At 65.7% G+C, this 18141-nt stretch carries 17 protein-coding genes; 8 read left to right on the forward strand and 9 right to left on the reverse strand.

The features are described 5' to 3' along the window. The first annotated feature begins 109 nt into the window (after positions 1 to 109). The gene (locus tag J2X54_RS13825) at positions 110 to 685 is read left to right on the forward strand and encodes a DNA-3-methyladenine glycosylase (RefSeq protein WP_310181417.1); all 576 of its coding nucleotides are present in this window, start codon (positions 110 to 112) and stop codon (positions 683 to 685) included. On the opposite strand, the gene J2X54_RS13830 is transcribed toward J2X54_RS13825, so the two are convergent. Beyond that, on the reverse strand, positions 587 to 2284 hold the full coding sequence (locus J2X54_RS13830; RefSeq protein ID WP_310181418.1) for a methyl-accepting chemotaxis protein: 1698 nt from the start codon (positions 2282 to 2284) through the stop codon (positions 587 to 589). The two genes, J2X54_RS13825 and J2X54_RS13830, sit on opposite strands and share 99 nt — an antisense overlap. Positions 2285 to 2308: 24 nt before the next feature. Continuing rightward, positions 2309 to 2776 (reverse strand): cache domain-containing protein, encoded by a 468-nt coding sequence (locus tag J2X54_RS13835; RefSeq protein WP_404990912.1) that lies wholly within the window; start codon positions 2774 to 2776, stop codon positions 2309 to 2311. Positions 2777 to 3012: 236 nt separating this feature from the next. Here J2X54_RS13835 and J2X54_RS13840 point away from each other — a divergent pair, with 236 nt between their 5' ends. From J2X54_RS13840 to J2X54_RS13855, 4 genes are all read left to right on the forward strand, one after another. Beyond that, positions 3013 to 4404, forward strand: coding sequence for a lysine 2,3-aminomutase (locus J2X54_RS13840; RefSeq protein WP_310181419.1), 1392 nt, complete (start codon positions 3013 to 3015; stop codon positions 4402 to 4404). A gap of 5 nt (positions 4405 to 4409) precedes the next feature. Next, positions 4410 to 5744 (forward strand): MFS transporter, encoded by a 1335-nt coding sequence (locus J2X54_RS13845; RefSeq protein WP_310181420.1) that lies wholly within the window; start codon positions 4410 to 4412, stop codon positions 5742 to 5744. A 4-nt stretch (positions 5745 to 5748) separates the two neighbouring features. After that, complete coding sequence (locus J2X54_RS13850) at positions 5749 to 6639, forward strand: 2OG-Fe(II) oxygenase (protein ID WP_310181422.1); 891 nt, start codon at positions 5749 to 5751, stop codon at positions 6637 to 6639. A gap of 96 nt (positions 6640 to 6735) precedes the next feature. Next, positions 6736 to 7590 carry a fumarylacetoacetate hydrolase family protein gene (locus tag J2X54_RS13855; protein ID WP_310181423.1) on the forward strand — a complete coding sequence of 285 codons (855 nt, stop codon included), beginning with the start codon at positions 6736 to 6738 and terminating at the stop codon, positions 7588 to 7590. Between the two features lie 9 nt (positions 7591 to 7599). Here J2X54_RS13855 and J2X54_RS13860 read toward each other — a convergent pair whose 3' ends face one another. After that, on the reverse strand, positions 7600 to 8967 hold the full coding sequence (locus J2X54_RS13860; RefSeq protein ID WP_310181425.1) for an aspartate aminotransferase family protein: 1368 nt from the start codon (positions 8965 to 8967) through the stop codon (positions 7600 to 7602). 118 nt (positions 8968 to 9085) lie between these two features. Between J2X54_RS13860 and J2X54_RS13865 the strand changes: the two genes are divergently transcribed. Continuing rightward, entirely contained in the window at positions 9086 to 9640 is a 555-nt protein-coding gene (locus J2X54_RS13865) for a carboxymuconolactone decarboxylase family protein (RefSeq protein WP_310181426.1), read from the forward strand. A 305-nt stretch (positions 9641 to 9945) separates the two neighbouring features. Then, positions 9946 to 10944 carry a serine hydrolase domain-containing protein gene (locus tag J2X54_RS13870; RefSeq protein ID WP_310181427.1) on the forward strand — a complete coding sequence of 333 codons (999 nt, stop codon included), beginning with the start codon at positions 9946 to 9948 and terminating at the stop codon, positions 10942 to 10944. Between the two features lie 130 nt (positions 10945 to 11074). On the opposite strand, the gene J2X54_RS13875 is transcribed toward J2X54_RS13870, so the two are convergent. From J2X54_RS13875 to yjgA, 3 genes are all read right to left on the reverse strand, one after another. Beyond that, positions 11075 to 11740: an alpha/beta hydrolase gene (locus J2X54_RS13875; RefSeq protein ID WP_310181428.1), complete on the reverse strand. Its 666-nt coding sequence runs from the start codon at positions 11738 to 11740 to the stop codon at positions 11075 to 11077. Between the two features lie 104 nt (positions 11741 to 11844). Further along, positions 11845 to 12462 carry a molybdopterin adenylyltransferase gene (gene mog, locus J2X54_RS13880; protein ID WP_310181429.1) on the reverse strand — a complete coding sequence of 206 codons (618 nt, stop codon included), beginning with the start codon at positions 12460 to 12462 and terminating at the stop codon, positions 11845 to 11847. Then, positions 12452 to 13051, reverse strand: a complete 600-nt coding sequence (gene yjgA, locus J2X54_RS13885; protein WP_310181431.1) for a ribosome biogenesis factor YjgA — start codon at positions 13049 to 13051, stop codon at positions 12452 to 12454. The genes mog and yjgA overlap by 11 nt, the downstream gene beginning before the upstream one ends. A gap of 94 nt (positions 13052 to 13145) precedes the next feature. On the opposite strand from yjgA, the gene pmbA reads away from it, so the two are divergent. After that, on the forward strand, positions 13146 to 14510 hold the full coding sequence (pmbA, locus tag J2X54_RS13890) for a metalloprotease PmbA (RefSeq protein WP_310181432.1): 1365 nt from the start codon (positions 13146 to 13148) through the stop codon (positions 14508 to 14510). A 96-nt stretch (positions 14511 to 14606) separates the two neighbouring features. On the opposite strand, the gene J2X54_RS13895 is transcribed toward pmbA, so the two are convergent. From J2X54_RS13895 to paaX, 3 genes are all read right to left on the reverse strand, one after another. After that, the gene (locus J2X54_RS13895; protein WP_310181433.1) at positions 14607 to 15803 is read right to left on the reverse strand and encodes a hypothetical protein; all 1197 of its coding nucleotides are present in this window, start codon (positions 15801 to 15803) and stop codon (positions 14607 to 14609) included. Between the two features lie 105 nt (positions 15804 to 15908). Next, complete coding sequence (locus J2X54_RS13900) at positions 15909 to 17039, reverse strand: M14-type cytosolic carboxypeptidase (protein WP_310181434.1); 1131 nt, start codon at positions 17037 to 17039, stop codon at positions 15909 to 15911. A gap of 102 nt (positions 17040 to 17141) precedes the next feature. Continuing rightward, on the reverse strand, positions 17142 to 18074 hold the full coding sequence (gene paaX, locus J2X54_RS13905) for a phenylacetic acid degradation operon negative regulatory protein PaaX (protein WP_404990913.1): 933 nt from the start codon (positions 18072 to 18074) through the stop codon (positions 17142 to 17144). Positions 18075 to 18141: the final 67 nt, after the last annotated feature.

The raw sequence follows: 18141 nt of genomic DNA on the forward strand, positions 1-18141 counted from the left end.
TCTGGCTTTTTTATTGCTTCTTGAACATATTTCGTCCGCTATTTGCATCGCGGCCGCACGTTTGATAACGTTTTGTCAGTTTTTTTGTGGCTTCCTTTACAATCTGGCCATGAGCAAAATCATTGCCGGAATTGATTTCGAAGCGCCGTCGCATGTCGTCGCGCGCCAGTTGATCGGCGTCACCGTGCTGGTGAACGGCGTGGGCGGGCGCATTGTCGAGACCGAGGCCTACGACCGCGAGGAACCGGCCTCGCACTGCTATATCGGCGAGACGCCGCGCAATTTTTCCATGTTTGGCCCGCCGGGCCGCAGCTATGTGTACCGCTCGCACGGCATCCACTGGTGCCTCAATTTCGTCTGCCGCGAGAATGGCCACGGCGCCGGGGTGCTGCTGCGCGCCATCGAACCGCTGGTGGGGCTCGAGCAGATGCGGGCCAGGCGCGGCCTGGACGACGAGCGCCTGCTGTGCTCGGGCCCGGGCCGTTTGTGCCAGGCGCTGGGCGTCACCCGTGCCGACAACAACCTGCCGCTCGACGGCCCGCCGTTTCAGGTGAGCGCGCCCGACCCCGCTGCCGTCATCGAGGTGCTAGCCGGCCCGCGCATCGGCATTTCGAAAGCCGTGGAGCTGCCGTGGCGCTTTGGCCTGGCGGGCTCGCGCTTTCTGAGCAAGCCGTTCCGCCAGTGACGGCGGCGCCGCTGCCACCAATTCCACCACCGCCACGTCGGTAGCGTCAGCGCCGCCCAGCTGGAACACCGACACCGCCTGCGACAGGTGCACCGCCTGCTCCTGCAGGCTCTCGGCCGCTGCCGCCGCCTGTTCCACCAGCGCCGCGTTCTGCTGGGTGACGTCGTCCATCTGGCCTACCGCCTGGTTCACTTCCGCGATGCCCTGCGCCTGTTCCGCGCTGGCCGCGCTGATGCGGGCGATGATGTCGTTGACCTGCTGCACCGACGCGACGATATCGACCATCCGCTCGCCGGCCTGGTGCACCGAGGCGCTGCCGCTGTCGATGGTGGCCACCGACGCCGAGATCAGCGCGTTGATCTCCTTGGCCGCCGCCGCCGAGCGCTGCGCCAGCGTGCGCACTTCCGACGCCACCACTGCAAAACCGCGCCCCTGTTCACCGGCGCGCGCCGCTTCCACGGCCGCGTTCAGGGCCAGGATATTGGTCTGGAACGAAATGCCGTCGATCACGCTTATGATGTCGACGATCTGGCGCGAGCTGGCGCGGATGGTGGCCATGGTCTGCACCGCCTGCTGCACGGCGGCGCCGCCGCGCTGCGCCATGTCGGAAGCGCCCGCCGCCAGCTGGCACGCTTCGCGCGCGTTGGTGGCGGTCTGCTGTACCGCTTGGGTCAGGCTGTCCATGGCGCTGGCGGTTTGTTCGAGCGAACTGGCCTGCATTTCGGTGCGGGTGGACAGGTCCTGGTTGCCGCTGGCGATTTCGTGGGCGGCCGTGTCGATCGAACGCACCGCGCCGAGGATGGTGGAAATGGTGCGGGTCAGATTGCCCATGCTCTGGTCGAGCAGGCGCGCGGTGTCGGCGATTTCATCGCGGCCCAGGTTGGCGCGGCCGGCGCCCAGGCGGCCCTCGGCCAGTGCGATCACCACCTCGCCGATGCCGCGGATATCGCGCAGCATGGCGCGCCGCACCGCCATCGTCACGCCCAGCGACAGCGCGATCGACAGCAGCACCAGCACCGCCATCGCGGTGGTCAGCGCGTGGAAGTCGGCGCTGGCGCGCGCGTGGGCTTTTTCGCTCAGGCTTTTTTCGAGCTGCGACAACTGCGCCAGCTGGTCGTTGAGCACCAGGAACTGCTTTTCCGCGCGGGCCATGGCGTTGGTGGCGATGCTTTGGTCCATCTGCGCCATGTCCATGGTTTCCAGTACCGCCTTGCGGTACTCGGCCAGCGCCTTCAGCGATTGCTCGACGTAGCGCCGCTCGTCGCCCTGGGTGGCGGCGGCAGCCAGGCGCCGCAGCTGGTCTTCGATGCCGGCGTGGCGGGTCTTGATCTGCAGGCCCAGGTCATCGAGGCGGCTCTGGGCGAAGCTGCCGTTTACCCACGCCAGCAACTGGTAGATGTGGGCATGGGCATAGCGCGCCTCGCCGGCCACGTCGGCCGTGGTTTTCAGGCGCGCGGCGCGCACCTGCACCAAGTTTTCCAGCGAGGCGTTCTGGCGCACCATGCCGATCGACGCGGCGCCTGCCGTGACGATCAGCAGTACCAGCACCAGGCCGGGCGCAAGCAGCAGTTTGGGGCCGATCCGTAATTTTTTCAGCATGGCGCTCTCCGGTCTGGGGTGGGGTCACTTCTTGTAAATGCCGGCTTCGAGCACGATGTCGCCCACGCGCAGGATGTAGGTGGTCTTCGGTTCGAGCTTGCCGGTGGCGGGATTCTTGTACTGGTAATCGACCCAGCCGCTGCCTTTTTTGGCGGCGAGATCGATGATCTCGCGCCGGTATTTTTTACCGCTGGCGTCCGGCACGTCGGTGAGATCCTTGCCGACGATGGACGGGTTGACCGGGTGCGCCAGCACGATGCCCGTGTTCAGGTCGCGGATGTCCACGTACAGCGATCCCTGGATGAAGCTCGGGTCCCTGGCGGCCACCTTGCGGATCATCTCGTCCTTGCCGTGAGCCTTGATGAAGGCAGCGCCGCGTTCGGCCATGGCGATGGCGTCTTTTTCGGTCGGCTCGGCAGCGTGCACCGGCAGGGCGTAGAACGACAGCATGGCGGCAGCGGTAAAGGTGGCCAGCACGGGTTGCAGTTTCATGGCGAATTTCCTTATGGGAAAGAGTGGAGGGAGCGGTGAACTGTACCGGCGCGGAGCTGCCATCAAATTGCGATGCCGCAAGTTATAGCCGTAAGGAAAGTCCGGCTGTCGTAGTATCGTCACTTGCCTCAAGACCTCAAAACTTTCCAAGGATCACTTGATTCATGGCAATTTACTGCGCGCATGGCCGCCCTAGCATCGGGTCTTCGCCCTTCCACTGCCACAGGAATCCAGCCATGACCACCAACGCTCCCGCCAAGTTCAAGCCGTACACCCGACAGACCATCAGCAACGCGCGCCAATGGGACTGGCTCGCGCCCGATTTGCAGGAAGCCGTGCAGGTGGTGTCGCACGTGCTGCCATTTCGCACCAACGAATACGTGCTCGACCAGCTGATCGACTGGAACAACATTCCCGACGATCCGATTTACCGGCTGGTGTTCCCGCACCGCGACATGCTTGCGCCCAACGACTACGCCCGGCTGCGCGAACTGGTGCTGGGCAATGCCAACCCGGCGGCGCTGGCCGCGCTGGTGCGCAAGCTGCGCCTGCAAATGAATCCGCACCCGGCCGGGCAGATGACGCACAACGTGCCGCACCTGGAGGGCGTGCCGCTGCGCGGCTTGCAGCACAAGTACCAGGAGACCGTGCTGTTCTTCCCCAGCGCCGGCCAGACCTGCCACGCCTATTGCACCTTCTGCTTCCGCTGGCCGCAGTTCGTCGGCATGGACGACCTGAAATTCGATGCGCGCGAATCGACCGGCCTGGCCGCCTACCTGAAAACCCAGCCGCACGTGACCGATGTGCTGATCACCGGCGGCGACCCGCTGGTGATGAATACCCGTTCGCTCGAAGCGATCATCGAACCGCTGCTGGCGCCCGAGCTGGCGCACATCCAGAACATCCGCATCGGCACCAAGTCGGTGGCGTATTGGCCGCAGCGTTTCGTCAGCGACCGCGATGCCGACGACTTGCTGCGCCTGTTCGAGCGGGTGGTCGCCGCCGGCAAGAACATGGCCATCATGGGCCACTACAACCACGCGGTGGAACTGCGCCAGGAGATCGCCCAGCAGGCAGTCAAGCGCATCGTCGGCACCGGCGCCACCTTGCGCATGCAGGGACCGCTGATCCGCCACATCAACGAAGACCCGAAAAGCTGGGCCGAGCTGTGGCAGACCGGCGTGCGCCTGGGCGCTATTCCGTACTACATGTTCGTCGAGCGCGACACCGGTCCGCACGACTACTTCCAGCTGCCCCTGGTGCGCGCGCACGAGATTTTCCAGGCCGCGTACCAGATGGTGTCTGGCCTGGCGCGCACCGTGCGCGGACCGTCGATGAGCGCCTTCCCCGGCAAGGTGGTGATCGACGGCGTGGTCACCATCGGCGGTGAAAAAGTGTTTGCGCTGCAGTTCCTGCAAGCGCGCAATCCGGACTGGGTGCGGCGGCCGTTTTACGCTAGGTTCGATGCGCAGGCGACGTGGCTCGATGAGCTCAAGCCGGCCTTCGGCCAGGACAAATTCTTCTTCGAGGAAGCGGGCGGCAGCCGCAGCGAGCATGGTCATGGCCACGCACTGGCCGGCGAGCGCAAGGTGATCCAGCTGGTGACCGCCGGCAGCCGCGCAGCATAACCACCATGCGCGACGCCGACCGCCACAAGGGCGACGCCAACCACGCCGGGCGCGGCGTACCGCCGCCGGCCGCCGCCGCGCCGGCCCTGTCGCGGCGCATGGTGTTCCTGACGGTGTTTCTGCCGTTCGCGCTGGGCCACTACCTGTCCCAGCTGATGCGGATGATCAACGCCACGCTGGCGCCGGACCTGACCGCCGCGCTGGCGCTCACGCCCGGCCAGCTGGGCCTGCTCACCAGCGCGTTCTTCTTTGCCTTCGCGCTGGCGCAGTTGCCGGTGGGCGTGGCGCTCGACCGCTGGGGGCCGGCGCGGGTGCAGTTGCCGATGCTGGTCATCGCGGCGCTGGGCACGCTGGCCTTTGCGGGTGGGCGCGATTTTGCCCAGCTGCTGGTGGCGCGCGCGGTGATCGGCTTCGGCGTGGGCGGCTGCTTCATGGCGGCGGTCAAGGCGCTATCGACCTGGATCACGCCGGCGCGGCTGCCGTCGGTGCAGGGCTACCTGATCGCCGCCGGCGGACTGGGTGCGGCATCAGCCACGCTGCCGGTACGCATCGCGCTCGAACACGTGGACTGGCGCAGCCTGTTCATCGCGCTGGCGTCGGCGCTGATGTTTACCGCCGTGCTGATCCGCCTGCTGGCGCCACCGCAGGCGGCCATTGTGCAGCGCCAGCCGCTGCGCGCGGCCATGGTCGAGATATGCCGCCACCCGTCGTTTCGCGAGGCGGCGCAACTGGTGCTGGTGCCGCACATGGTGTTCTTCGGCATCCAGGGCCTGTGGCTCGGCCGCTGGCTCGGCGACGTGGCCGGCTACTCCGAAGACCAGGTCAGCTGGCTGCTGTACGTGGGCATGGGCGCAGTGATCGTCGGGGCGATCGTGGTGGGCATGATCACCGAGTGGGCAGGAAAGCGCGGCGTGCGGCCGGTGCGGGTGGCCGCTGCCGGCGTGGCGCTGTTCATCATCGTGCAGGCCGGTTTCGTGTGCGGCTGGCGACCCGGCTACGCGGTGCTGGCGGTGCTGTTCACGCTGGTGGGTACGGTCACCGGCATCGAGTACACGATGGTCGCGCAAGGCTTGCCGGGCCGGCTGACGGGGCGCGCGGCCACCTGCCTGAACCTGCTGATTTTTCTGGGCGCATTCGCGGTGCAGGCCGGCTTCGGGCTGGTGCTCGATGGCTGGCATCCGAATCTGCGCGGGCAATATCCGGCGCAGGCTTACCAGGCGGGCTTTGCGTTGCTGATTGCGCTGCAGGCGCCGGGACTGGCCTGGTACGGTTGGCGGCGCTGGAGGCGTCCGGCGCCTTCCGGTAGAATGGACCATCACCCGGCCACTAGCACCAGATAATCCCATGCCCGACGCTTTCGCCACTGCTGCCGTGCTCGCCTCGCTGCCACCGTCGTGGCAGGACTGGATCGCCGCCAACCTGGCGCGTGGCTGCAGCCCGCTCGACATGGCCAACAGCATGGCCCGCTCCGGCCAGTACACCATGGAGGTGGCGCGCGCCGCGCTCGCCGAGGCGGTGCGCCAGCGTGGTGGTGCAGACGCCGGCGCCAGCATTTTCACGCCGGCCCAGGTGATGCCATTCATCGACACCACGCGCAACAAGATCGTGGTGGACCAGCGCGAAGTCGAGATCCTGTTCGTGCTCAAGAGCCCGCAGGTGATCTTGCTCGGCAACGTACTGGGCACCGAAGAATGCGACGCCATCGTCGCGCATTGCGAGTCCGGCTCCAGCAGCGGCTATTCGCGCTCCACCGTCACCGGCGCCGACGACGGTTCGAGCGTGGTGCACGAGGGCCGCACCAGCGAGATGGCGTTTATTGAACGCGGCAAGGTTGATATCGCCGAGCGCATCGAACGGCGCCTGGCCGCGCTGGCGCACTGGCCGGCCGAATGCGGTGAGCCGTTCCAGCTGCAAAAATATGCGAGCACGCAGGAATACCGGCCCCACTACGACTGGCTCGACCCCGACACCACCGGCCACCGCAGCCACCTGGCGCGCGGTGGGCAGCGCCTGGCCACCTTCATCCTGTACCTGACCGAGGTGGAGCAGGGCGGCGGCACCATCTTCCCCGGCCTGGGCCTCGAGGTGTATCCCAAAAAGGGCAGCGCGCTGTGGTTTCTCAACACCGACAGCAACCACCAGCCCGACCGCCAGACCCTGCATGGCGGTGCGCCGGTGGTCACCGGCACCAAGATCATCGCCAACAAATGGCTGCGGCAGGAGCGTTACGGCTGAGGCAAGGGGGGCCGAAGAACCGTAGCGGGCTGCGCAGTAGGTTGTCCGGCCCCACGGCGTTACAATGCCAAGTCCTGTACCGATTGAAAGTGAACCATGAGACTTGTGCGCTACGGCCGTCCCGGCAAAGAACAACCTGGCATGATCGACGACGAGGGCAAGCTGCGCTCGCTGGCCGCCGTCATCGACGATATCGACGCGGCGCAACTGGCCCCCAAGGCACTGCGCAAGCTGGAAAAAATCGACCCGGCCACGCTGCCGCTGGTGCGCGGCAACCCGCGCTTCGGCGTGCCGGTCAAGCACGTCGGCAAGTTCGTCTGCATCGGCCTCAATTACTCGGACCACGCGGCGGAAGCGAAGATGCCGCTGCCGAAAGAACCGATCGTGTTCATGAAGGCCATCACCGCGCTCACCGGCCCGGACGACCCGATCATGCTGCCCAAGGGGTCGAAGAAAACCGACTGGGAAGTGGAGCTGGGCATCATCATCGGCTCGCGCGCGCAGTACGTGACCGAAGAGGACGCATTGAAGTACGTGGCCGGCTACACGGTCGTCAACGATGTTTCCGAGCGCTCGTACCAGCTCGAACGCGGCCCGCAATGGGACAAGGGCAAAGGTTGCGACAGCTTCGGCCCGGTCGGCCCGTGGCTGGTCACGCCGGAAAACATCGGCGACGTGCAAGACCTCGACCTGTACCTGGAAGTGAACGGCAAGCGCATGCAAACCGGTAACACGTCCACCATGATCTTCACGGTGGCGGAGATCGTCAGCTACCTGTCGAAATTCATGACGCTGGAACCGGGCGACGTGATCGCCACCGGCACGCCGCCGGGCGTGGGCATGGGCTTGCCGAAACCACGCTTCCTGAAAAAGGGCGACCAGGTTCGGCTGGGCATTCCCGGACTGGGCGAGCAGCAGCAGGAAGTGATCGACTGGCAGCCGCGCAAGTAATCACCGCTGTCAGCGCACGCTGGCCAGCGCCAGCGTGACCGCCCTGGTCAGCCGTTCGGTGATTTCGGCCAGGTCGTCGTCGCTGGCGATGAAGGGCGGCGCCAGCAGCACGTGGTCGCCGCGCACGCCGTCGATGGTGCCGCCCATCGGGTACACCATCAGCCCGCATGCCATGGCCTGCTGCTTGAGCGCCGCATGCAGTTTCAAGGCGGGATCGAACGGCTCCCTGGTGTCGCGGTCGCGCACCAGTTCCACCCCGATCAGCAGGCCCCGGCCACGGATGTCGCCCACGTGGGGATGGTGGCCCAGTGCCTCACGCAGCTGCGTGCGCAGCACGGCGCCACGGCCGGTGACGGCGCCCAGCAGGTTGTCGCGCCGGATCACCTGCTGCACCGCCAGCGCGGCGGCGGCTGCCACCGGGTGGCCCATATACGTATGCCCATGCATGAACACGCCGCTGCCATCGCGCAGGCGGTCGATAATCGGCGTGCGCGCCAGCACCGCGCCGATTGGCTGGTAGCCGGCGCCCAGTCCTTTACCGAGGACCACCAGGTCGGGCAGCACGCCTTCCTGCTCGAACGCGTACAGCGTGCCGGTGCGGCCCATGCCGCACATCACCTCGTCGGCGATCCACAGGATGCCGTACTTGTCGCACAGGCTGCGCACGCCGCGAAAGTAGCCGGGCGTGGGCGGCACGGCGCCGGCGGTGGCGCCCACCACGGTCTCGGCGCAAAAGCCGATGATGCGCGCCGGTCCGGTCTTGACGATGGTGTCTTCCAGCGCGCATAGCAGGGCGGCCGTGTAGTCTTCCACGCTCTGGCCGGGCGCGCGGTCGTGGTACTCGAAGCACGGCGCCACGCGCGGCACGTCGATCAGCAGCGGTGCGAACGGCTTGCGGCGCCATTCGTTGCCGCCGATGGCCAGGGCACCGAGCGTATTGCCGTGGTAGCTCTGGCGGCGGGCGATGAACACGCTGCGCTGCTCCTCGCCGCCTTCCACGAAATACTGGCGCGCCAGCTTGAGCGCGGTCTCCATCGCCTCCGACCCGCCCGACACCAGGTACACGTGATCGAGGTCGCCCGGGGCGTCGTTGGCCAGCCGCGTGGCTAGTTCCTCGGCCGCCTCGCAGGTGAAAAAAGCCGTGTGGGCGTAGGCGTTGCGGTCGATCTGGGCGTGCATGGCAGCGAGCACCTCCGGATGCGCATGTCCCAGCGACGACACGGCGGCGCCGCCGCTGGCGTCGAGATAGCGTTTGCCGTCGCGGTCGTGCACGATCATGCCGGATGCGGATCCTACGACAGGCGGCATGTGGCGCAGGTTGCGGTGAATCAGGTGGCTGGGGTGGCTGGGGTGATGGGCGGCGCTGGGGCGGTTCATGGACATCCTTTCTGGCAGGTGGGTTCTTGTGATTGCCAGCAGACAATATCGTCGTTCAGCTTGTCTTCTGTTGATCTATGCCGCACCATGCTCAGAAAACTTTACTAGGAGTAAGCACATGACCGATCGCCTGGGACCGATACCGTTCGCGCAGATGAGCGCCAGCCAGCAGGTAGCGGCGCAAGCGGTGATCGACGGCCCGCGCGGCGCGCTGTACGGGCCGTTCGTACCGTTGATACGCAGTCCCGAACTGATGTCGGCCGCCCAGCGCATGGGCGAATACCTGCGCTACCGCAGCGCCCTCGGCACGCGCCTGACGGAACTGGCGATCCTGGTCACGGCGCGCCAGTGGAGCCAGCAAGTGGAATGGGCGATCCACGCCCCGATCGCGCGCGAATACGGCATCGCCGAGGCAACCATCGCCGCGATCGCCGAACGGCGCCAGCCGGTGGGACTGCCAGCCGACGAAGCGCTGGTGCTGGAATTTTGCCTGCAACTGCACCAGCAACAACGGGTGGACGACGCCACCTACGCCGCCGCACTGGCCGCCTTCGGCGAGCACGGCGTAGTGGACCTGATGGGCATCAACGGCTATTACACGTTCCTGGCGATGGTGATGAACGCGGCGCAGACGGCGGTGCCGGGGACGGCTGCGCCGTTATTGCCGGATTGAAAAGAGCATCCTAGCCAGAACCAATTTACGGTCTGGCGGCCAGTGCGACCGTAACAACTTCCCATTGCCTCAGCCATTCAGCGGTTTCACTACAGCGGCTCTTGACCAGTCTGGTTGTGGATTCACGTATAATTACACTGTGCTTTCTGGGACTTGTTGGCTTAGGCCTTCCCCCGGGAACAAGCGAGTTAGAATGGCCCACTTCGGTGGGCCATTGCCGTTTTTGGCCTTGTTTTTTAATTTCCCCTGCGCCATGTCTGTCAATGTCGGTGGCCGTGTCGGATGCCTGCTTAATGCATATCCCCTTGATTCAGCATTTTCAATACCTGCAGTCCACACTCCCCGGCGACGGCCCCGGCTTCAGCGCCCTCGTGCTCGAGCACGGCGAAGTCTCGTTCGAACTGCACCACGGCCTGGCGTCGCTGGAACTGGGCGTGCCGCTCTCGGCGCGTTCGATGTATTACCTGGCGTCGGAATCGAAGCAGTTCACTGCTGCTGCCGTCATGCAACTGGTGCAGGCGGGGCGCATCGCGCTCGATGACGATGTGTGTGTACACTTGCCGGAACTGGCCGGCTTCGAACAGCCGTTTGCGCTGCGCAGCTTGCTCAATCACAGCAGCGGCATTCCCGATTATTTCCAGTTTCTGCAATGCCAGCCCGGCCGCCACGAGGCCGACTATTTCAGCAACCGCGAGATCATGGCGCTGATCACCCGCATGGACCAGGTGGCGATGCCGACCGGCACCGCGCATCGTTACAGCAACAGCAATTACATCCTGCTCGCCGCCCTGGTCGAACGGCTGAGCGGACAACCGTTGGCGCGCTACGTGAAGGAACAGCTGCTGCAGCCACTGGGCATGAAACACTCGGGCTTCGACGACGATCGCCAGAACGTGTTGCCACACCGCGTGTTCAGCTACGAGGAAGACGCGGCGCGCCCGTTCGGCTACAAGCAGCAGCTCGGCAACGCCAACACGGTCGGCGATGGCGGCATGGTTGCGAGCGTGGAGGAACTGGTGTTATGGGAGCGTGAGTGGCATCGCCAGTGGGCCGAGCCCGGCAGCGTGCTGCGCGCGATGCTCGAACCCTCGGCGTTGCAAGATGGTTCGATACCGGACTACCGCTGTGGACTGGAGTGGGTGCAGCACGATGGCCACGATGTGGTGTTCCACGGCGGCAGCCTGTGGGGTTTCAATACCATACTGCTGCGATTGCCGCAGCGGCAGCAGTCGGTGATCTTGCTGGCCAATACCGACCGCGTGGACCGGGACTGGCAGCAGCTCGTCGCCTCTGCCTTGGCGTAACGAAGTCAAGGGGACCTCGAAAAACCGTAGCGAGCGGTTCGTTATCGTCGCGAGTAGCGGAAGCGTACGGCTGTACGCTGAGCAACGGAGCGGCGATAGCGGATCGCGCAGTAGGTTTTTCTAGGTTCCATTAAGCCAGCACGCGCTTCAACCACGCACTGATGTCATTGACCTCTTCCTGGCACAGCGAATGCTGCATCGGGTAATCGTGCCATTCCACGTTGTAGCCCCATTGTTGCAGCAGGTCGCGCGAGGCGGTAGCGCGGGCCAGCGGGACGACCGGGTCCATGCGGCCGTGGGCCATGAACACCGGGGTGGCCAGGCTCTCCTGGGTGAACTCGGTGGTGGCCTTGGCGGCGATCGGCAGGTAGCCCGACAGGCACATCATGCCGGCCAGCTTTTCCTTCTGGCGCAGACCGGTTTGCATGGTCATCGCGCTGCCCTGCGAGAAGCCGGCCAGGATGATCTTGTCGGCCGCGATGCCGCGTTCCTTTTCGCGTGCGATCAGCGCTTCCACTTTCGCCTGCGAGGCGCGCAGGCCCGCTTCGTCTTCCTGGCGACCGAGGTCGGTGGCGACGATGTCGTACCACGAGCGCATCACGTAGCCGCCGTTGACGGTGACGGGCATGGTGTCGGCATTGGGGAAGATGAAGCGGATCGCCGGCAGGTCGCGCAGGTCCAGCTCCTGCAGCATCGGCACGAAGTCGTTGGCGTCGGCGCCCAGGCCGTGCATCCAGATGATGGCGACGGTGGGGTTGGCGCCGGTTTCTTTTTCAATGGTGTGTAGCAGGCTCATAGGTTTCCTCGGAGTGGCGGTTGCGATGGAGGGGAGAACTGGCATCAGGAACAAGATGGCGGCGCGCGACAAAAAGCGGCGCCGCCTTGCCTGAACGGAAGGTTTCACGCGGCCGGCGCGGGCCGGAGCGCCGATTTGGGACGAAACGCCTTGCAGACGACAGGATCGGTTTCCATGTACGGTCCGCCGATCAGGTCGATGCAATACGGCACGGCGGCAAAGATGCCGCCAGCGACCGTGTTGCCGTCGGCGTCTTTCAAGCCGCCCAGCGTTTCGGCAATCGCCTTGGGCTGGCCCGGCAGGTTCATGATCAGCGCGGCGTGATCAAGCGTTTCGCGGATCACGGCAGTCTGGCGCGAGAGGATGGCGGTCGGCACGAAGTGCAGGCTGATCTGGCGCATCTGCTCGCCGAAGCCCGGCATTTCCTTGGTGCCCACGGCCACCGTGGCCTCGGGCGTGACATCGCGCCGCGCCGGGCCGGTGCCGCCGGTGGTCAGTACCAGGTGGCAGCGCGCGGTGTCGACCAGCTCCACCAGCGTGGCTTCGATCTGGGCGCGCTCGTCGGCGATCAGTCGTGTTTCTACGCTGTACGGCGTGGTGATGGCGCGCGCCAGCCAGTCCTGCAGGGCGGGGATGCCCTGGTCCTGGTACACGCCGCCGCTGGCGCGGTCCGAGACCGACACCAGGCCGATCACCAGCATGGCTTCCACGTTACTCGTCATCTTCTTCGGTGTCGGCGTCGTCAACTTCGGCGGTGGCGTCTTTCTTCTTCTTGGCCTCGACCTGCTTGAGGATCTGGAAGATTTCGCGGTAGGCCTTCGGCGGCTTGTTCTCGGCCTGCTCCTTGCGGGCGTTGCGGATCAGGGTGCGCAGGTGCTGCACATCGAGTTCCGGGTTTTCCGACAGCAGCACGGTCAGGGCCTTGTCGTCTGCCAGCAGCTTGTCGCGGCGGCGTTCCAGCGCGTGCATGGCGGCGGTATCGGACTTGGACGCGCCTTTCCAGCCATCGATGGTTTGCTGGATGGCGGCGATTTCCGCTTCGTCGAGGGTGCGCATCTTTTTACCGACGAACTGCATCTGGCGACGGCGGCCTTCGTGGTTGGTGATGGTCTGGCACTCGAGGATGGCGTCGCGCACATCTTCCGGCATCGGCACGCGTTTGACACGGTCGCGCGGCTCGGCCACCAGGGCTTCGCCCAGCTTTTGCAGGGCGTCGACCTGGCGTTTCATCTCGGATTTGGAAGGGCGCTCGTATTCCTGTTCGAATTCGGTCGAGCTGAAGCCGACGGCGCCGCGGTTTGGATTTACCATATTATTAACTTTCGGTCCGGCGCGCAGCCGTCCCTGTAAACTGTGAACGACTGCTATGATACCCGGTTTAGTACCCGACCGACGAAAACCGCCCATGTCCGATCCGCATTTCAGCCAGATGTTCAGCCACACGCAAGACCAGTTGCAACAGCTTGCACGCGACGTGCTCGGCTACGCAAAAGCGCAGGGCGGCACCGATTGCGAGGTCGATTTCAGCGAGGGCAGCGGCCTGTCGGTCTCGGTGCGCAAGAACCGTATCGAAACCATCGAGCAAAACCGCGACAAGGGCATGGGCGTCACCGTCCACATCGGCCAGCGGCGCGGCAACGCCAGCACGTCCGATTTTTCCACCGCTGCCCTGAAAGCGACGGTGGAAGCGGCCTACAACATCGCCCGCTTTACCGCCGAGGACGATTGTGGCGGCCTGCCCGACGCCGACCTGCTGGAAATGTCACCGCCCGACCTGCAGCTGTTCTACCCATGGGACATCGACACTGCCGGCGCCGTGGAACTGGCCAAGCGCGCTGAAGCGGCCGCCTTTGCGGTCGATCCACGGGTGACCAACAGCGAGGGGGCGGGCGTGCACGTGCAGCAGTCGCATTTCGTCTCGGCCAATTCGCGCGGTTTCATGGGCGGCTACCCGTATTCGCGCCACACGGTGTCGATGGCGGCGATTGCCGGGCGTGGCGCCGGCATGCAGCGCGACGACTGGTACGTGTCGGTGCGCGATGCGGCGCGCATGGCCTCGCCCGAGGCGATCGGCCGTTACGCCGCCGAGCGCGCGCTGGCCAAGCTCCATGCCCGCAGCCTCGCCACCCGTACCTGCCCGGTGCTGTTCGAGGCGCCGCTGGCCATTGGCCTCTTGGGCGCCTACGTGCAGGCCACGTCGGGCGGGGCGCTGTACCGCAAGTCGACCTTCTTTGTCGATTCGCTCGGCCAGCAGGTCCTGCCATCGCATGTGCAAATCCATGAAGACCCGCACGTGATCGGCGCGGTCGGTTCGGCGCCGTTCGACGACGAAGGCGTGAAAACGCGCGCGCGCGACGTGGTCAAGGATGGCGTGGTGCAGGGTTATTTCCTGTCCACGTACTCGGCGCGCAAGCTGGGCATGCAAACCACGGGCAACGCCGGCGGCTCGCACAACCTCACGCTGTCGTCGTCGCTGACGACGCCTGGCGACGATTTTCCCGCCATGCTGCGCAAGCTCGGCACCGGCCTGCTGGTCACCGAATTGATGGGGCAGGGCACCAACTACGTCACCGGCGACTACTCGCGTGGCGCCTCGGGCTTCTGGGTGGAAAATGGCGTGATCCAGTACCCGGTCGAGGAGATCACGATTGCCGGTAACATGAAAGACATGCTGGCGCAGATCGTGGCGGTGGGGGCGGATACCATGATGCGCGGCACCAAGCAGACCGGCTCGATCCTGATCGAGAAGATGGTGGTGGGCGGGGCCTGAACCCGTCTTCTTGAATTCGGCCAGGCCGGGGTCGGAGCCGCTTGGGTCCGACCCCACGCGGTACGGCATGCGTATCGCTACCGGGTAGTGAGGGGTTCACTGTGTGCACAAGGCACTGGCCGGCACCCCGCAGGCTACCAGCCGGCCCACGTCGGGATTTTTCAGGTAGTCGAGGTGGGCGTCATCGGGCCGCTCGAGCAACCCCAGCCAGGTCGGCGCATTCGATACCAGGATGTTATATACCGCAACACCTTGTCCCGCGTAGCGCTCCGGCGGCAGCGTGTACGACAGCGGATCGTTGGGATCGGAAAACGCTACCAGCATCAGCGGGGCCATGGTGCGGCGCCGGTCCTCGCTGCCGCGCTGTTGCAGCAGCAGTTGCAGGCTGTCTGACGGCGCTGCCCGCGCGGCTGCGATATCGACCTGCTGATCGGCCAGCGACAGCAGCGGTACCTGGTTCGCCGCCATCACCAATATCCGCATCCGCGCCATGGTGCGCTGCGCCGCGACCGCCGCGTGAGAGCCGGGCGCCTCCTGCGTCATCCGTAGCAGCGTGTCGAACATGATCTTGCTGCCCATGCTGTGGGCAATCACCACCAGCGGTACATTGTCGGGCGCGTCGCTGTCGGCCAGCACGCGCACGATGGCGTCGCGCATGCGCAGCTGGATCGCCTCGCGCGCCACGCCCTGGTAGATCAGCGCATCGGGCAGGCAATCGTCGATCAGCGTGTCTTTCAGGCGTGCATTCAAAAGCGCGCGCTGGTGTGGGTACGGCGGTGCGCCGGTGCAGATGGCCGACTTGTCGGCCTGGTCGTAACACAGCTGGCGCTTGAGCGGCGTGGTGAGGGGGGACCAGATCAGGGCGTTGAAGCGCAGACGGCCTGCGGGCGTCGCCACCGTGGCCGGTACGATCTCGATGCCGCTGGCGTCAGCACTGGCGCTGCGGCTGGTAGTCATGCTGGCGCCGTTGATCGACGCCATCAATTGCGCGACCACCTGCTGCGCCCAGCGCGCATCGTGGGTGCAGATGCCGTGCACCAGCAGGACGTCGATGGTACGGCCTTCTGCTTGCGCGGGCAGGTCGACCAGGCCGGGGAAGCGGGTGTTGGCGTCGAGGATCTCGGGCGGACTGTACGGTGTGCTGCAGGCGGCCAGCAGGGCCAGGCAGGCCAGGGCCGCAGCAGGCGTGAGGCGGCGCACACGCGGACAGCGCTCGACATGGTGACGAGGTGTGAAGCCGGTGCGGCGCAACAGGGCGGCAGCCGTGCTGCATGCCGATGACAGGATGTTCATGCTGGACCTCCAGGAAAGGCGCCGGGTGGCGCCGCTGGAGGCCAGTGTATTTTTGCGGGCAGCGCCCGCCTTGTCCTGGCGCAGGCCAGGAGGGCGGGTAAGTGCTTACTGCTGCGCGACCAGCGTCTGCAGAACAGGTTGCAGCACAGCCTTGCCCAGCTCGGCGCTGCGGGCGCCGTTCCAGCCGGTGTCGGCATCCGGATCGTTGGCGTTGTCCTTGAACGGCAGTTCCACCGTCAGCGACAGGCAACCGAACTGGTGCGTGATGTGCGGCGAACCCATGGTCAGGGTTTCGTCGGTGTACGGCGTTTCGCCGTAACCGTATTCGTCCTGGAAGTCCGGGCTGGCAATCAGGAAGTTGTCGATGAAATATTGCTGGCCTTCGGCCTGGTCCGGGGTCCAGGTCGGCAGCGATTCGCTGCCAGCCACGAACACGTACGGCAGGCCTTCGTCGCCGTGGATGTCGAGGAACAGGTCGCAGCCGGTTTCCAGCATCTTGTTTTTCACCAGGAATACTTCCGGGCTGCGCTCCATGGTCGGGTTCAGCCACTCGCGGTTGAGGTTGGCGCCGGCAGCGTTGGTGCGCAGGTTGCCGCGTACCGAGCCGTCCGGGTTCATATTCGGCACCACGTAGAACACGGCTTCTTTCAGGCAATTGCGGCCGAACGGGTTGGCCGGATCGAGCAGCGCTTCGACCATGCCTTCGACGAACCACTCGGCCATGGTCTCGCCCGGGTGCTGGCGCGCGATCACCCACACTTTTTGTTCCGCTTCCGGGTCGCCGATGACCAGCATGTTCAGGTCGCGGCCGTCGATGGTGCTGCCCAGGTCGATCTGCTTGACCAGCGGTGACAGTTGCGCGTTGTCCAGCAGGGACAGGTGGCGTTCCCACGAGTACGGCTCGAAATAGGCGTAATAGACGCTGTCGTATTCGGGCGTGTGGTTAATCGTCATCACTTCGCCATCGAACGAGGTCGGCACGCGGAACCAGTTGTCGCGGTCGTAGCTGGCCACGGCCTGGTAATCCTTCCAGCCGTCCGGGTAGGCGGTCTTGCCGGCGTTGAGGAAGCGCAGCGCCAGCGGGGTGGACGCGCCGCCCTGCACGCGGAAGTAGAACCACTGGGTGATGTCGGCGTGCGAGTCCTTGCGGATGTTCAGGTCGATCGCGGCCGGGTTGTCGGCGGAAATGACGTCGATGGCGCCGGCGTCGAACTGCTGGCTGATTTTGATAGGCATGGTGGTGTGTCCCGTTGAATTCAGTGTCGAGCGCTTGTGGCGCAGTGGCGACATCATACAGGGTGGTGGCGTTGGGCGGCACGCCCGCAGGGGAGAGCCGCCCTAACGCAAGCCGCCAAACCGCGCATAAAAGGCCGCCTCCGCCACCGGCGCCTCCGGGTCTTCGCGCCGCAGCACGCTGTCGATGTGTTGTTCCGCGGCCGTGTGCACGGCCAGGTACAGCTGGCGCGCCAGCGCGTAGGCCTGGGTGCCGGGCCAGGGGGCGGGCAGCAGTTCGGCCGGCAGTTGCGGGTCGTGCAGCTGCACCCTGCGGTAAGCGTGGATCAGCAGGGTGCGGATCACGAAGGCCTGCTCCGGGGTCAGCTGGTCGGCCACGCCGCCATCGAGTGCGGTGGCCAGCGGCGCAAACCTTGCCAGGAATTGTTCGTAGCCGGCCGCCACTTCGCGCACGTCCCAGCCGCTGGCCACCAGGTCGCCCAGCGACCGCGCGCCCACGCCGGGCACGGTGGCCGCGCGCACCACGAACAGTTTACCGGCCACGCCCAGCCGAGCCAGCACCTCGGCCAGCGCCGCCGGCTCGGCGGCCGGATGGCCGAGGATGCCGGGTGCGATCACGCTGTAGCCCTCCCACAACAGTTCCTTGCGCACGGCCGTGCGTTCGGCCGGCGTCAACGCGCCTTCGCCGCTGATGACCAGGGTCCAGCTGCCGTCCCAGTGCGCGTGCGGTTCGGCGTAGATGCGCCGGTAGGCGTGCGAAAAGCGCGCCATGGCGTCGGGCGTGATGGCGTAGGCGCTGCGGCGGCCATCGCGCCGCGCACCGAGCCAGCCCTCTTGCGCCAGGCGGAACACGGCCGTGCGCAGCAGCCGGTCGTTCACGCCGAACGGCGCCAGCAGCTCGATCAGGCTGCCCAGCCACACCATGCCGCCGTGCGGCACGATGGCGTCGCCGAAGATGGTCACCACCAGCGATTTCGAGCGCGGCGGGTCGTGGGCAAGGAAGTCGGTGATCCAGTCGGAGCAGTGCATGGCGGCCAACAAAAGCTGAAAACCGTAGTTTACCGGGTGAAACGCCCGGCAAGGTATTTAAATGCGGAATTTCGTT

Origin of the sequence: Duganella sp. 3397, assembly GCF_031456625.1 — a bacterium.
Lineage (GTDB): Bacteria > Pseudomonadota > Gammaproteobacteria > Burkholderiales > Burkholderiaceae_D > Rugamonas > Rugamonas phyllosphaerae.